Origin of the sequence: Loktanella sp. DJP18 (assembly GCF_049310965.1) — a bacterium.
Lineage (GTDB): Bacteria > Pseudomonadota > Alphaproteobacteria > Rhodobacterales > Rhodobacteraceae > Loktanella.
In genome coordinates, this window is sequence record NZ_JBMERN010000093.1 from 1 (window position 1) to 14,432 (window position 14,432).

19 protein-coding genes and 1 pseudogene are annotated in these 14,432 nt (G+C 59.0%); 14 read left to right on the plus strand and 6 right to left on the minus strand.

The window, feature by feature from the left end; genetic code table 11:
• Nucleotides 1–82: 82 nt before the first annotated feature.
• Together nirK and ACOI1H_RS18835 are read right to left on the minus strand one after the other, a co-directional pair.
• Nucleotides 83–1,300: a copper-containing nitrite reductase gene (nirK, locus tag ACOI1H_RS18830; RefSeq protein WP_422439373.1), complete on the minus strand. Its 1,218-nt coding sequence runs from the start codon at nucleotides 1,298–1,300 to the stop codon at nucleotides 83–85.
• Between the two features lie 66 nt (nucleotides 1,301–1,366).
• Nucleotides 1,367–1,909: a pseudoazurin gene (locus tag ACOI1H_RS18835; RefSeq protein WP_422439374.1), complete on the minus strand. Its 543-nt coding sequence runs from the start codon at nucleotides 1,907–1,909 to the stop codon at nucleotides 1,367–1,369.
• Between the two features lie 212 nt (nucleotides 1,910–2,121).
• Between ACOI1H_RS18835 and ACOI1H_RS18840 the strand changes: the two genes are divergently transcribed.
• Nucleotides 2,122–2,838: a Crp/Fnr family transcriptional regulator gene (locus tag ACOI1H_RS18840; RefSeq protein WP_422439375.1), complete on the plus strand. Its 717-nt coding sequence runs from the start codon at nucleotides 2,122–2,124 to the stop codon at nucleotides 2,836–2,838.
• On the opposite strand, the gene ACOI1H_RS18845 is transcribed toward ACOI1H_RS18840, so the two are convergent.
• Nucleotides 2,807–3,298 (minus strand): hemerythrin domain-containing protein, encoded by a 492-nt coding sequence (locus ACOI1H_RS18845; RefSeq protein ID WP_422439376.1) that lies wholly within the window; start codon nucleotides 3,296–3,298, stop codon nucleotides 2,807–2,809. The genes ACOI1H_RS18840 and ACOI1H_RS18845 overlap by 32 nt on opposite strands.
• Nucleotides 3,299–3,546: 248 nt before the next feature.
• Between ACOI1H_RS18845 and ACOI1H_RS18850 the strand changes: the two are divergent.
• From ACOI1H_RS18850 to ACOI1H_RS18900, 11 genes and pseudogenes are all read left to right on the plus strand, one after another.
• Nucleotides 3,547–3,744: pseudogene (locus ACOI1H_RS18850) on the plus strand (heavy-metal-associated domain-containing protein); the annotation flags it as partial.
• Nucleotides 3,745–3,774: 30 nt separating this feature from the next.
• The gene (locus ACOI1H_RS18855; protein ID WP_422439390.1) at nucleotides 3,775–5,730 is read left to right on the plus strand and encodes a heavy metal translocating P-type ATPase; all 1,956 of its coding nucleotides are present in this window, start codon (nucleotides 3,775–3,777) and stop codon (nucleotides 5,728–5,730) included.
• Nucleotides 5,727–5,924: a cbb3-type cytochrome oxidase assembly protein CcoS gene (ccoS, locus tag ACOI1H_RS18860; protein WP_422439377.1), complete on the plus strand. Its 198-nt coding sequence runs from the start codon at nucleotides 5,727–5,729 to the stop codon at nucleotides 5,922–5,924. The genes ACOI1H_RS18855 and ccoS overlap by 4 nt, the downstream gene beginning before the upstream one ends.
• A complete protein-coding gene (ccoN, locus tag ACOI1H_RS18865; RefSeq protein WP_422439378.1) occupies nucleotides 5,921–7,573 on the plus strand; it encodes a cytochrome-c oxidase, cbb3-type subunit I in 1,653 nt (550 codons plus the stop codon). Before ccoS ends, ccoN begins: the two co-directional genes overlap by 4 nt.
• A 4-nt stretch (nucleotides 7,574–7,577) precedes the next feature.
• The gene (gene ccoO / locus ACOI1H_RS18870) at nucleotides 7,578–8,354 is read left to right on the plus strand and encodes a cytochrome-c oxidase, cbb3-type subunit II (RefSeq protein WP_422439379.1); all 777 of its coding nucleotides are present in this window, start codon (nucleotides 7,578–7,580) and stop codon (nucleotides 8,352–8,354) included.
• Nucleotides 8,355–8,564: a cbb3-type cytochrome c oxidase subunit 3 gene (locus ACOI1H_RS18875; protein ID WP_422439380.1), complete on the plus strand. Its 210-nt coding sequence runs from the start codon at nucleotides 8,355–8,357 to the stop codon at nucleotides 8,562–8,564.
• Complete coding sequence (gene ccoP, locus ACOI1H_RS18880; protein WP_422439381.1) at nucleotides 8,555–9,427, plus strand: cytochrome-c oxidase, cbb3-type subunit III; 873 nt, start codon at nucleotides 8,555–8,557, stop codon at nucleotides 9,425–9,427. Before ACOI1H_RS18875 ends, ccoP begins: the two co-directional genes overlap by 10 nt.
• Complete coding sequence (locus tag ACOI1H_RS18885; protein ID WP_422439382.1) at nucleotides 9,424–9,639, plus strand: hypothetical protein; 216 nt, start codon at nucleotides 9,424–9,426, stop codon at nucleotides 9,637–9,639. The genes ccoP and ACOI1H_RS18885 overlap by 4 nt, the downstream gene beginning before the upstream one ends.
• Nucleotides 9,633–10,526, plus strand: coding sequence for a DUF2189 domain-containing protein (locus tag ACOI1H_RS18890; RefSeq protein ID WP_422439383.1), 894 nt, complete (start codon nucleotides 9,633–9,635; stop codon nucleotides 10,524–10,526). The genes ACOI1H_RS18885 and ACOI1H_RS18890 overlap by 7 nt, the downstream gene beginning before the upstream one ends.
• Nucleotides 10,462–11,037 carry a CBS domain-containing protein gene (locus ACOI1H_RS18895; protein WP_422439384.1) on the plus strand — a complete coding sequence of 192 codons (576 nt, stop codon included), beginning with the start codon at nucleotides 10,462–10,464 and terminating at the stop codon, nucleotides 11,035–11,037. The genes ACOI1H_RS18890 and ACOI1H_RS18895 overlap by 65 nt, the downstream gene beginning before the upstream one ends.
• A 43-nt stretch (nucleotides 11,038–11,080) precedes the next feature.
• Complete coding sequence (locus tag ACOI1H_RS18900; RefSeq protein WP_422439385.1) at nucleotides 11,081–11,710, plus strand: DUF1971 domain-containing protein; 630 nt, start codon at nucleotides 11,081–11,083, stop codon at nucleotides 11,708–11,710.
• 52 nt (nucleotides 11,711–11,762) lie between these two features.
• Here ACOI1H_RS18900 and ACOI1H_RS18905 read toward each other — a convergent pair whose 3' ends face one another.
• Genes ACOI1H_RS18905 through ACOI1H_RS18915 form a run of 3 tightly spaced genes read right to left on the minus strand, consistent with a single transcriptional unit; the run spans nucleotide 11,763 to nucleotide 12,796 of the window.
• Nucleotides 11,763–12,164, minus strand: a complete 402-nt coding sequence (locus ACOI1H_RS18905; protein ID WP_422439386.1) for a group III truncated hemoglobin — start codon at nucleotides 12,162–12,164, stop codon at nucleotides 11,763–11,765.
• Nucleotides 12,165–12,166: 2 nt separating this feature from the next.
• Nucleotides 12,167–12,322, minus strand: a complete 156-nt coding sequence (locus ACOI1H_RS18910; RefSeq protein WP_175499316.1) for a hypothetical protein — start codon at nucleotides 12,320–12,322, stop codon at nucleotides 12,167–12,169.
• A 33-nt stretch (nucleotides 12,323–12,355) separates the two neighbouring features.
• Nucleotides 12,356–12,796 carry an RrF2 family transcriptional regulator gene (locus ACOI1H_RS18915; protein ID WP_422439387.1) on the minus strand — a complete coding sequence of 147 codons (441 nt, stop codon included), beginning with the start codon at nucleotides 12,794–12,796 and terminating at the stop codon, nucleotides 12,356–12,358.
• Nucleotides 12,797–12,926: 130 nt separating this feature from the next.
• Between ACOI1H_RS18915 and hmpA the strand changes: the two genes are divergently transcribed.
• On the plus strand, nucleotides 12,927–14,126 hold the full coding sequence (hmpA, locus tag ACOI1H_RS18920; RefSeq protein WP_422439388.1) for an NO-inducible flavohemoprotein: 1,200 nt from the start codon (nucleotides 12,927–12,929) through the stop codon (nucleotides 14,124–14,126).
• Between the two features lie 33 nt (nucleotides 14,127–14,159).
• Nucleotides 14,160–14,411: a DUF6522 family protein gene (locus ACOI1H_RS18925; protein ID WP_422439389.1), complete on the plus strand. Its 252-nt coding sequence runs from the start codon at nucleotides 14,160–14,162 to the stop codon at nucleotides 14,409–14,411.
• The last annotated feature ends 21 nt before the right edge of the window (nucleotides 14,412–14,432 follow it).

A 14,432-nucleotide genomic window follows, 5' to 3' on the forward strand; every position in this document is an offset into this window, starting at 1 on the left:
CGAGGCATTCTTATGCAGCGTTCTCAATGGGCTGTAAGAGGCATGATGCCAAACGCGATTGCCCTGACCCTTGCGACGGCGTTCAAGTCTCCATTGTGCGAGGGGCGACGACTTGCTCCATAAGTGCGTTGTTCCATACGCCGCCGACGCTGAAATGCGCCGTAGCACCTAAAAGCGCACCTTCGATGAGGTTATGGTTCACGTAGGCATACACTCCTGGCTGCTCAAACGTATACATGGCGGCTACCGCACTGCCGCCACGGACGAACCAAGTCTCCATCCCGGTCAGTGGTGGATCGCTGAAGGAACTTTCCCAGACAAACGCGCCATGTCCACCGATCAGATGCGGACGGCTGTCGCGATTGCACTGGTTGTGGATCATCAGCACGGTCTGACCCACCTCTGCGGTAATTGCCCGATTGCCGGTGAGTGCACCGACAGCGCCATTGAACACCACATGACTGGGCGTGAGGGTGCGCATGGCGGCAAGTGAATCTGCATAATCGTCACCGGCATGACGGTAGGTCCGATAGGTGCCATCTTCGTCCATTGGCAAGTAATAGTCCTGCTCACCGATATAGGCAATCTTGTCGTAGGACAGGGCGTTGCCATCACGGTCTTTGAGACCGTCGCGCGGCAGGACCATGACAGCACCGTTCATGCCGTGGCAAACGTGGTAGGGGATCATCGCGCCACCGGGCGCGCAGTGGTAAGTGAAGCATCCGGCTTTCGTCGCCTTCCAGCGCAAAACGGTCTCTTCACCGGGGTAGATATGGGTCAGCGCACCGCCTCCCAAAGCACCGGTCGCGGCGTGAAAGTCGATGTTGTGCTCCAGAACATTGCGCGTATGGCTTCTGAGCGTCAGCTCGACGTAGTCTCCCTCATGCACGATGATCAACGGGCCGGGGACCGAGCCGTTGTAGGTCATTGCCCAGATCGACGCGCCGGTATCTTCGTCGACCACCATGAGCCGTTCGTCGACCGTCAACTCGATCTCGACGATTTTCGGCTGACCCGTTGCAACCTGATCGTGGTCGGGCGCATAGGGTGGCCGTACAAGACGTTGTTGTACGCGCTCGTAACCCGACAGATCGACGGGTTCCGCCTCGGCCATTTGCTGGGCCTGCGCCTGTACGAAAGCATTGTCCGGCATGCGTAAAGATGGCGTCGATAACGGGCGGCGCATCGGAGCGGCCGCGACAAAGGTGCCGGTCATCGCCGCAGCGCCGGCCAGTGCAGTCCCGCGCAAGACGTTACGGCGGCTCGTGTTCAGCGCACCGGTTTTCGTGTCATGTAACATGCTGTGTTTCCTTGATTCAGGCTGCTGACGCACGGGTGTAGTGTGTGCAAACCGGCGTGAATGAGTTCAGAGACCTTCAAGTTGCGCGGTAAGACGCTCTTTTGCGCGCGGTGGCAGGCGGCCTTCGAGGTATCCATCTGGCGGGGTCTTCTCCGCGCCGACAGCAATCGTCATGACCATCCCCATGGCAAAATGAGGGAGGCATTTGACGGCATAGAAACCTTCGACATCCAACTGGACCTCGATCTCCTCGTTGATTTTTCCCTGGAAGGGCTCAGCCCCGTCGGGGATCATGCCGTCAACGATCTCGGCATTGTGCCCCTTGTCGGTCGCAATGAATTTGACTGTGTCACCGGGGGCGATCCGCAAGAAGGCGGGCTCGAATACCATCGTTTCCGTGCCGCTACGATCAAGCATCTGCACCTCGTAGGTTTCGGCCACAGCACTTCCGGCAAGAAGTGCCCCTGTTGCGAGACCCATGATAATTTGCTTGAGCATGTCGAATTCCTTCCAAGTCTGAATTTCAAGACAACGATAGGCCGTCGATGCAAAGCCACTTTGATCTAGCGCAAACATCTTAAAAAACTTCCAAATGTGTTCGAACAGCACATACGCGGCCTGCGGCCTTTACTCTGCACCACGAAGGGCGGTCCGGTGGGCCAGGGATCAAAACCGTTAGTGATATCTCGCGTTTACCTGTAGACGCATGGTGTGGACACTTGGGCCTTCGCAAATGCGCGAGCCCACAGACAATGGCTGCGCATTTCCTTTTTAGGTAAAGGCCGAGTGTCGGTGCTACCGCCATATGAGAGGACGTTGTCATGCGGCTCGACATACACAATTCCGATATACCAGTGCTGTGTCAGGCCTGCGAAGCGCGCCACAGGGGCATTTGTGGGGCGCTCGACCCTAAACAGCTCCAGCAGCTCGGGCGCCAGACGGGGCGGCGGGAGGTCGAGGCAGGAACCGAACTCGTCGCGGCAGGTATTCCGACCGACGGATACGCAAACATCCTGAGTGGGATCGTCAAATTGAGCAAGCTGATGGCCGACGGACGTCAGCAGATTGTCGGACTTCAGTTTGCGCCCGATTTCGTAGGACGCCCTTTTGCAACCAGCAGCGACGTCAGCGCCGAGGCGGCGAGCACCGTGCGCGTTTGCACTTTTCCGCGCAGCGCCCTGGAAGACATGGTCCGTCAATCGCCGGGCCTGGAACATCGCCTGCACGAGCAAGCCTTGCGCGAGCTGGATGACGCGCGTGAGTGGATGATGACCCTAGGTCAAAGGTCAGCGGCAGAGAAGGTCGCAACGTTCCTGTTACTCCTGTCCCGTCATGTCGATCCTCTGGTGGAAGGCTATTCTGATCATCTGGAAATTCCGCTTAAGCGGTCGGACATCGCGGACTTTCTGGGACTGACGGTCGAAACGGTCAGCAGACATCTGACGCAACTGCGCAAGGCAGGTGTTCTGACAATTCAGAGGAACCGCTTGGTCACTATAAATGATTTCAGTGCGCTGGAGACTGTGGCAGGTTTATGATGTTCGAGACCGCGTCCGTGCGGCGGTACAGCGGCAACACATAGTCTCGATCGAAAGCCAGGTGCCGTCGCAGTGCCATGAAAAGGCCCCGCAGCAGATAGCCAAACTCTTCGACATCCTTGCGCTTTTGCAGAATGACGAAGGCCATGATTGCATCTTTTACCTCGCAGGCCTGTTCCTCATCTTCGACGTGTTCGGCCCGTAATCGCGTGATGGTAGAAAGCATGTCCGGGCATGCAGTCAAAAGAGCCGGAAAAATGAAGGTCTCTTCCATCTGGTGGCAGTTGTGCAAAGTCTCCTGAAGTGTTTCCGCCAACAGCGTCGCGGCCCTTGTATCGACACGTGATGGCAGGGCATCGGCCAGTGTTTCGAGTGCGCAGCAGAGGTCGACCTGTTGCGCCAGACACGTCTCAAACCGCGCGGCACCTATATGGCCAATTTCACTGCTGGGTCCACGCAAGGTTGTTACTCCTGTGCCTGACCGGACGGTGCCGGACGGACTGGCAGCTTACTGTCATAATCCCTGAGAACTTTGATACATATCAATCGATGCCCCGAACCTTCGTGTAAAACTTGGAGTCACATGAAGAGTAATCAGGAGTGGACAGGGTGTCAGGGATCGGAACACATCCGCGGACATGCAGCGGCGACGTTTTACAGTCGTCTTCGCGTGGATGGCGGGAAGCCGAGGCCCGTACCGCTGTGCGGATGCTGGCCGACGGACGGGGACAGTGCGTGCTGTCGATCCCGGAGCTGCGATGCGGGGGGTGCGTCGCCACGATTGAGCGTGCTCTGAATGGACGTCATGACGTCGTATCTGCCAGGGTAAACCTGACCTTGAAGCAGGCGGTTGTGACCTTCACTAACGTAGACACAGATCCTACTTCCGTTATCTCAGCGCTTAGCCTGCTTGGATATGCAGCAATACCCGCGGACGTGGCGCAATCGGACGAAGACGATACCGACAAGGTGGGCCGCGGCCTGTTACGCGCGATCGCCGTGGCCGGGTTCGGGGCGATGAACATTATGCTATTGTCAGTTGCCGTCTGGTCGGGTGCTGCAGGTGAGACGCGAGACACGTTTCATCTGATTTCGGCGCTGATCGCCATCCCTGTCGTGACCTATGCCGGTCAACCGTTTTTTCGCTCAGCGTTGCAAGCCTTGCGGGTGGGGCGGCTCAATATGGATGTGCCGATCGCTGTCGCTGTCGTGTTGGCGTTGGCGTTGAGCTTGGTCGAGACAATGTGGGGCGGGGAACAAGCCTTTTTCGACGCCGCCGTGACCTTGCTCTTCTTCCTTCTGTCGGGCCGATACCTTGATCATCTGATGCGGGAGCGTGCGCGCAGTGCGGTCTCCGGGCTGGCGCGATTGTCGCCACGCGGAGCGATGCTGCGCCAGTCCGATGGGACGCTGACCTATGTGCCGCTGAGCGCCATTGCCCCCGGCGCCATCATAGCGATTGGCCCGGATGAGCGTGTGCCGGTCGATGTGCAGATCATTTCAGGCTCTACTGATCTGGACCGATCCCTTGTGACCGGCGAAGCGATGCCGGTGCCGGCTGGCTTTGGTGACACGTTGGAGGCCGGAACGTTGAACCTGACCGGTGCCGTCGAGGCAGAAGTCCTGCGGTCCGCAAACGAGTCATTCCTCGCGCAGATGATGCGCATGCAGTCAGAGGCCGAGACCGGTCGTGGCACCTACGTGCGCATCGCCGATCGCGCCGCGCGGCTCTATGCGCCGGTCGTGCATCTGCTGGCACTGGCGACATTTATCGGCTGGGTCCTAGCAACAGGCGACTGGCACACGTCGGCCTTTGTTGCGATCAGCGTTCTGATCATCACGTGTCCCTGTGCGCTGGGTCTGGCTGTGCCCGTAGCGCATGTCGTGGCCTCCGGACGCCTGATGCGCATGGGCATCCTGATGAAAGATGGATCGGCGCTGGAGCGGCTGGCGGATGTCGACCGCGTGGTATTCGACAAGACGGGAACGCTGACCATGGGCACAGCAGCGGTAGGTTTCGGCCCCGATGATCCTGCGCTCCGCACCGCGGCCAAGGCTTTGGCTCTGAAGTCGGTCCATCCTGCCGCCCGTGCGATTGCGATGAGTATCGCTGAATTGCCTTGCCAACTGGACGATGCAACTGAAGTGCCGGGGTTCGGCATCGCAGGTTGCGTTGGCGGACGTGCCGTGCGGCTGGGCCGCGCGGACTGGGTCGCAGAGTTCAGTGTGCAAGCCAAAGGTCGAGCAAGTCCTGTCTTCGCTTTTGCGGATGGACCTGCGATGTCGTTCGACCTGATAGAGACACTGCGTCCCGGTGCGGTTGATGCGATCAGCTCATTTTCCGCAGCAGGCATCCCCGTCGCCATGCTCTCTGGCGATATCGCGGCGCGGGCAAACAGCATCGCGAAACAACTGGACATCGCCGACGTGAGGTCGGACGAAACACCCACCGACAAGATCGCGGCGCTCAATGCCATGCGCGACGATGGCTACCGTGCCCTCATGGTCGGTGACGGATTGAACGATGCGGCGGCGCTGGCGGCCGCACATGTTTCAATAGCCCCGTCGAGTGCGTCGGATGCTGGCCGGACGGCGGCCGATTTCATCTTTCTACGTGACGGACTCGACGCGGTCCCGGCGGCATGGCGCGTGGCGCGCGATACGGCCCGGATCGTCCGTCAGAATTTTGGCCTGGCCATTGTCTACAACTGCCTAGCGATCCCGCTGGCGATGGCGGGTCTGGTTACGCCGCTGATCGCAGCGATTGCGATGTCGGCCTCGTCTGTTGTGGTGATCGGCAATGCGCTCCGCCTCAACCGGCCGGTCAGGCCGCGCCCGGTCCCAGTGTATGGCCTAATGTCTGGCGCGCGCCGGGCAAAGGTGGCCGCATGACTATCCTGCTGTTCCTGATCCCGACCACGTTGTTCATGGGGGGCGTCGGACTAAGCGTATTCTTTTGGTCGCTGCGCAGCAATCAATACGACGACCTGTCCGGCGACGCCGAGCGCATTCTTTACGACGACGACCGCCCCCTTCCGGCTGCACCCGGTCAAACGTTTCAACCGACCAAGGAAACCGCTTTATGATGTCTAACCTCACCAGCACCGAACGCGCGAGGGCGATGCTTATCACAGGCGCGGGCGTGTTGATCGGCCTGACGATGGCCGCGGTGGGTCGCAATGACCCGATGGGCGCACATGGATGGCTGATCCTGGTGTTCTGCGGCGTGCTGTTCTTTCTCGTTGGCCAAAAGCTTTACGATGCAGAGCCTGTCGAGGACCGCAGCACATCCTATTATGACGATCCTACGAAGGTTGGAATCCTTCTCGCCCTGTTCTGGGCCGTCGTCGCGATGGGCATGGGCGTCTGGGTTGCGTCGCAGCTGGCTTGGCCCAATCTGCGGTTCGATGCCGCATGGTCGGGCTTTGGCCGCATCCGCCCGGTGCATACGTCCGGTGTGATCTTCGGCTTTGGCGGCAATGCCCTGATTGCCACATCCTATCACATCATGCAGCGCACCAGCCGTGCACGGATGCCGGATCAGGTCTCACCCTGGTTCGTGCTGCTGGGGTTCAACCTGTTTTGCGTTGTTGCCGCCAGCGGCTATCTAATGGGCATCACCCAATCCAAGGAGTACGCAGAGCCGGAATGGTACGCCGACCTGTGGTTGGTCATCGTCTGGGTGGTTTATTTTGTACTCTACATCCGCACACTTGCCCGCCGGAATGAGCCGCACATCTACGTCGCCAACTGGTATTACCTGTCGTTCATCCTGGTCGTGGCGATCCTGCACATCGTCAACAATCTGGCCATTCCGGCGTCGTTCTCGGGGGCCAAAAGCTATTCAGCCTTCTCGGGCGTGCAGGATGCGATGGTGCAGTGGTGGTATGGCCATAACGCGGTCGCCTTCTTTCTGACCACCGGCTTTCTCGGCATGCTTTATTATTTCCTGCCAAAGCGGGCAGGGCGGCCAATCTATTCCTACCGCCTGTCGATCCTGTCGTTCTGGGGGATCGTATTTTTCTACATCTGGGTCGGATCGCACCACCTGCACTACACCGCATTGCCGCAGTGGGTGCAGACGCTGGGTGTGACGTTCTCGGTCATGCTGCTGGTGCCCAGCTGGGCCTCGGCCGGCAACGCGCTGATGACCCTCAACGGGGCGTGGCACAAGGTCCGCGACGATGCCACTCTGCGCTTCATGATGGTGGCCGCCGTGTTCTACGGGTTGTCGACATTCGAGGGGTCGTTCATGGCGATCCGCCCGGTCAACGCCCTGTCGCACTATACCGACTGGACTGTCGGTCATGTCCATTCCGGGGCGATGGGATGGGTCGCGATGATCACGTTCGGGTCGATCTATGCGCTGACGCCCATGCTGTGGCGACGCGAGACGATGTATTCCTGGAAAGCGGTCGAGTGGCACTTCTGGTTGGCCCTGTCGGGGACGGTCATCTACGTCTTTGCGATGTGGAACGGCGGCATCACCCAAGGTCTGATGTGGCGGACATATACCGAGAGCGGCACGCTTCGCTTTTCCTTTGTCGATACGCTGATCGCGATGCATCCCTACTATATCGCAAGGGCCTTTGGCGGGCTGCTGTTCTTTATGGGTGCCTGCATCTGCTTCTGGAATGTGGTGATGACGATCCGGCGCGTGCCGCATCACGCCCCGGCGATCGATTATCCCACCAATTCCGAAGCCATGGAGCCGGCAGTGCCGGCGGCGGAGTAAGCTCATGTTGAAAACCCTTCTCAAACCCTTCGCCCGTGTCTTCGAGTTTCAGGCCAAAACCCATTACCGGATGGAACGGCATTCGATGGCGCTAACCGCTGGCATCATCCTGGCCGCCGGCGTTGGCGGCTTTGTCGAAATCGCACCCTTGTTTACCATCGACGAAACGGTCGAGGATGTGGCCGACATGCGGGTCTACACACCGCTGGAACAGGCCGGGCGCGATATCTACATCCGCGAGGGATGCTATGCCTGCCATAGCCAGATGATCCGCACGCTGCGCGACGAGGTGGAACGCTACGGTCCCTATTCGCTGGCCGTGGAGTCGAAATACGACCACCCGATGCTGTGGGGATCAAAGCGCACGGGACCGGACCTCGCGCGGGTCGGAGACAAGTACTCCGATGACTGGCAGGTGCGTCATCTGATCAATCCGCGCGATCTGGTGCCGCAATCCGTGATGCCACAATACGCCTTTCTGCTGGCGACCCCGCTGAGCACCGACGACCTGCCGAGCAGGCTCGATGCGCTGCGCATGGTGGGCGTGCCCTATACCGATGACATGATCGCCAACGCGGCCGACGATGCGCTGGGGCAGGCGCGGCCCGATGGTGACCGCGCGAGTGGTGTGCTGGACCGATACGGTGAAGCGACCGCCGTGCGCGCCTTTGACGGGCAAGCCGATCGTCTGACCGAGATGGACGCGCTGGTCGCGTATCTCCAGATCCTCGGCAATCTGACCGATGTGGCGCAGAACACCCAGCCGATGGCAGAGGAGTAGATGATGGATATGACCCACGAATGGTATGTCGCGCTGTCCAAGTCGTTTGGCCTGTTCTGGCTGCTTGGCCTGTCGGTTGCGATCACGGCCTATGCCTTCTGGCCTTCGCTTGGCGGACGTTTCGACAAGGCCGCAAAAAGCATTCTCGACGATGAGGACGGGCCAGCGCAGCCCACCGCGACCAAGCCGGAGGACGAGGCATGTCGGTAAAGGATCGCGACCCACTGACGGGACACCAGACGACCGGTCATGAATGGAACGGCATCACGGAGCTGAACACTCGTGTGCCTCCGATTGTGTGGTTCTTCATCATCGTGACACACCTGTTCGCGCTGATCATGTGGATACTTCTTCCGACATGGCCGCTGGTCACGACCTATACAAAAGGCATTCTTGGGTTCGATCAGCGCGAGGTGGTCGAACAGGACATCGTGCTTGCGCATATCGCCCGTGCGGACTGGACTGACCGCATCGCGACCCTGCCTGCCGATGACATCCTGAACGATACGGAACTCATGGCCCGCGTGACCGGGACGGCTCACCAGATTTTCGGCGATAACTGCGCTGGCTGCCATGGGACTAATGCGGCTGGTGGCCCCGGGTTTCCCAGTCTCATCGACACCGCCTGGCTGTGGGGCGGTGACACCGACACGATCATGGAGACGCTGCGCGTCGGCATCAATTCGACGCACCCCGAAACGCGCTATGCGCAGATGCTGGCGTTTGGTCGTGACGGTATCCTGCCGCGCGACGATATCCGGCTGGTCGTCGACTACGTCCAATCCTTGTCTGGTGCGGCCGCACCTGCGGATCGTATCGCTGCGGGAGGCGAGATTTTCGCGAACAACTGCGCGGCTTGTCACGGAGAAAATGGCCTCGGCAATACAGATCTCGGCGCACCAAATCTGGCCGACGCGGTCTGGATCTATGGTGGCGACGACATGGCGATGTACCAGACCATCTGGGCTGGACGGCAAGGCTGGATGCCCACATGGGAGGGTCGCTTATCCCTGACGGAGCGCAAGATTCTCGCCGTTTACCTGCAACATCTTGGTCAGGAGGCCCGGCAATGACGGACATCATCCGCCCGCATGCAGCCCGCCCCGACCGCTTCTGGACGGGCCCGCGCCTGTTTGCGATCGCGGCCACCGCTGCCGTGATGCTCCTGTTCATTGGGGCCAACGCACATCTGATCGCGGTATCATTCGCGTCGAAACCCGATTGTGTTCTGCAACCCGCAAAGGAAGGCGTCGTGGTCTACAGCGCGGCGAAACCATCATGTTGAGCGATCACACCAAAGACACTGACGCCCCTCCGCCGCCGGACAATCCCCATGCCAACGATGGTATCCCAAAAATCGTGCCACCTCTGCCACGGGAGAACCGGCGGGCGCGCGAGCTGCCGTGGCGCACCGCGTTTGACTGGCTGCGGGCCGGGTGGTCCGACCTGTGGCGTAACCCTTTGCCAAGTCTGCTCTACGGCGTCGGAATCTTTGCCGTTTCAGCCCTGATCGTGTGGGCTTTGATACGTTTTGACTATGGCTATGTCCTTCTCCCCGCGCTTGCCGGTTTCATGGTCATCGGTCCGTTGATCGCAAATGGTCTCTATGAGAAAAGCCGCCGTCTGGAAACGGGCACGCCGATCAGCTTTGTACAAATGATCTTTGTCAGACCCCGATCCGGCTATCAGGCCCTATTCATGGGCGTGCTGCTTTTGGGTCTGTTTCTTTTGTGGATGCGTGCTGCGGTTCTGATCTGGGCTTTGTTTTTTGGCATCGTCCCATTTCCAGGGACTGATCAGATCTTGCCTATGCTGTTTCTGACGCCGATCGGCTGGTCCGTCTTACTGGTCGGCAGTGCCGTTGGATCGCTGTTTGCAGCGTTTTCCTTTGCCATCAGCGTTTTTGCCGTGCCGATGCTTTTGACGGAACGGACCGATGCCATGTCGGCATTGGGGATCAGTATGGCCATGGTGTGGAACAACCTGACCGTCATGCTGGCGTGGGGTGTCATTGTCCTCGTGTTATTCCTGATCTCAATGCTGACAGGATTTTTGGGTTTGATCCTGATCTTTCCGCTTTTAGGACACGCCACTTGGCACGCGTATCGTGAAATCCGCGGCGACATCGCTCCCGAAGGCGACGCTGAGCGCATGTTTATCCGCCCGGCATGAAAGTGGCATATCGAAGCATTTCAACATTCCGCGGCGTCGACACCGCACCCGGTCATTGGGAGACAAAGACATGCTGATTGAAGGACTATTGCAGACTGCACTGAAGAGGCTCGTCACCATCCGCGATGATGCCAGACTGATCGAAGCGGCCAAGCTTTTGACCGGTCAGACCGACCTTGTGGTCGTGTGCGACGGTGACGGTATCTTGCGAGGTGTCGTCACGAAAACGGATGTCGTGAGGCAGATCAGCACCTGCAAGGGCGCGACCTGCTTGTGCCCCGTCTCGACCGTCATGACACGCGATGTGGCATCGTGCCAGGGCGCAGATCAATTGAAAACCGTGTCCGAATTGATGAAGCAGCGACATCTGAAAAACATTCCTGCGGTGGATGCGGACAATCGGCCGATTGGCGTGCTGACCGCCCGGATCATTCTTCGCGCCCTGTTAGGCGACGCCGAGTATGAAGAAGCGCAGATGATCGAATTCGTGAAAGGTGTCGGCTACCGGTAAACTTTATCCAAACCCTATTCAGCACGGCCAAGTGGAGATCCTGATGTCCGACCCCGATCTGACCTTTAAGACTACCGAACTGCATAAACTTGTTTTGTCGCGATGGGAAAATGAAGGCGGTGCTACGACTGAAATGGCGTTCGAGCCGAGCGCTGAGGTTCCCGACTTGACCAATGCCGAACTTGTTCATCTGCGCATGCGAGTGATCGCGCTTGAGAACCTGATGATCGCCGTTCTGGCTGAAGGCTCCGATCAACAGCGGCAGCTCGCACTCGATATGGGGGGGTATATTGCACCACGGGCCGGTGCGACACAGCATCCCCTGACAGTTCAGGCATCCCATCACATGACGGATCTGGTGCACCGCGCCGATCACTTCCGGACCGCGACCTTCGCGACAAAGCCTTATAAGAGCACGCCTGTGTTCGACGAGGTCACTCTGCCTGCGGCGCTGCGCAAAGAGCATCGCACAAAGGAAGGCGTTTGGGGTGTCATTCAGGTCTTGGAAGGACGCTTGCGATATCGGGTGATTGATCCAGAGACAGAGACGATCCTTGATCCGGAGCATCCCGGCCTGATACTCCCTGACCAGCCCCATTTCGTGGAGCCGCTTGGGCGCATGCGCATGCGGGTCGATTTCTATGCCAGTCCGCCGGACGTCCTGTCGACGTGACGATGCCAAACCGCTTTGAAGTGATGCGGGCACACTCAGAAAATGTGCTGTTTCAAATGCCGCCCAGGTAGGGCACCGGGCCAGCGTTTTCGTTCTGCGGTAGGCCAAAGCTCAACCCCCGCCCGATCCGGTGCGCCAGCGCGGACCATGCCTGTGCGAGGTGCTGCGGTAATTCTTCAGCCAGCACAGCGTCGAATATCGACAGCCAGACCGGGAAGTGTTGCGCCTTGACGTCGCCTGCGGCCCTGTGAACCTGCATCGGGTTGCCGTCATAGCAGCGTTGCAGCAACAGGGCATTTCGCCAAAACCGTCCGATTTTTTCTTCGTGCATCGGCCAGTCCGCCACGTGACCTGCAAAGACGGGCCCAAGGGCCGGATGTGCCCGGACACGCTGATAGAATTGCGACACGACACGGTCGATCTGTGCCTCGGAGACGGGGATGCGCGGTGGCATGGTCACACCACGACGATCCAGACGACGATCAGGCTCGCCACCAGGTAGACAAGCGTATTGACCATCCAGCGAATCAGGCCGGCCTCGCCTTCAGGATCAACGCCGAGGCGTTCGCAGGCCTTGGTGCCGGGCCACAGGAATATCTCTGACATCGTCATGGTTTGGACTCCTTCATGAGTATCGCGTTGCGATCAAGTTGTGGGTCGTGCTGCGTCGTGTGCCGGAAACAGCGTCATAAAAGCTGTTCCGCTTTGGCAAAGCTCGGCCAGCGTGTAGCGGTCGATGACAGCGAGAAAGGCGTTGGTGGCTTCCTCCAGAACGGGGTTCAGTCCGCAGCCCGGTGCGATGATGCAGTTCGCGCAATCGGCCATCGTGAAGTTGTCTTCCGTCGCGCGGACAACTTCGCCAACCGTGATGTCGGACGCCGGGCGCGCCAGTTGGATGCCACCGTTTCGGCCCCGCAGACTTTGCACAAAACCCAGGCGTCCAAGGTCGTGGACGACCTTGGTCAGATGATTGTGCGATATGCCGTAGTCAGAAGAGATTTTCGAGATCGCACAGAACTGGTCAGGCTGGGCCGCGAGGTACATCAGGACGCGCAGGGCGTAATCCGTATATCGCGTCAGCCGCATCGCATCGTGCCGATGTCTTGAGAATACATGTATTGTCCTTGCATGTTTCAGGGCATCGCGTATGACGGAACTTATACATGTATTTTTTTTACATGTATAGTCTTTAGTACGCAGCGAAGAGAGCTTTGACATGACAGCAGCACTGAGCCAGCAAACCATCAATATCGTGAAGTCGACCGTGCCCGCGCTGGAGGCGCACGGCGTCTCGATCACCCGAAACATGTATGAGCGGCTGTTTCGCGACGACACAATCAAGGCGCTGTTCAATCAAACCCACCATGGCGAGACAGGGTCACAACCTAAGGCGCTGGCAGGGGCCGTTCTCGCCTATGCGCGTAACATTGACAGGCTTGAACAGCTTGGATCCGCCGTCGAAATGATTGCGCAGAAACATGTGGGACTGCAAATTCAGCCCGAACACTATCCCTTTGTCGCAGATGCATTGCTGGCTGCAATCGCAGATGTCCTGGGCGACGCCGCAACGGATGAGATCATGACAGCATGGGGCGAAGCGTACTGGTCACTGGCCGGGATCCTGATGGGACGCGAACAAACGCTTTATACCAATGCTGCAACCGCGACCGGAGGGTGGAGCGGATGGCGGGACTTTGTCGTGGCGAACCGACACATCGAAAGCGATGTCATCACTTCATTCCTGTTGCGCCCGGTCGATGGCAAATCAGTTGCCGCGCATAAGCCCGGTCAATATCTGACCTTCCTGATCGAGCGAACGGGGGGCATGTCCCAACGGCGCAACTACAGCATCTCGGCCGCGCCGAATGGCGAAAACTACCGGATTTCGGTCAAGCGGGAGCCGGGCGGCGTCATATCGGGGTGGCTGCACGAGAGGGCTGTCCCCGGTACGGTCCTCAGGGTTGCCCCGCCAGCGGGTGAGTTTTTCCTTCCGGTCGATCAGACGCGGCCCGTCGTCCTGCTGAGTGGCGGCGTTGGTTTCACGCCTATGGTTGCCATCCTTGAATCGCTAGCGACGCGATCACCGGCAACACCTGTCCATTTCATTCACGGGGCGCTCGACGGATCGGTTCACGCGATGGCGGATCACGTGCGCAGCCTTGGCAAGCAAATTGGTGCACACGTTCGGATCTTCTACGAGACACCGCGGCTGACGGATCGGGGTTATGACGCCGAAGGTCGTATCCCTCTGACTTGGTTGCTAGAGAATACGCCAATCCGCGACGCCGACTACTTTATCTGTGGGCCGACAGCCTTTCTACAATACTTTGTGACGGGCCTCCGTGGCGCAGGGGTCGCACAGGACCGCATTCATTACGAGTATTTTGGTCCGGGCAACGAACTGATGGCAGCATGAGATTACAGGGTTGATGAAAGGCCAACGAAAAAAATGAAGCTCGGTCTAGCGAATGGTCAGGTAACGGTCGATGCCGCCGATTTGGCACCACTGCTCGAAATGGAGCCTGACGTCCTTCGCACGCAAATGCGCGACGGCGACGTGCGCATTTTGTCTGAAACCGGAGAGGGAGACGATGCCGGCAAGCAGCGTGTTACCTTCTGGACAAAGCAGTGGCGGGTGCGATTGACATGTGACGCGGATGGCACTGTTGTGAAGCAGTCCCGCGCCCGGGTCGGTCTGTGACTAAGGCAGACGTCTGAAAGG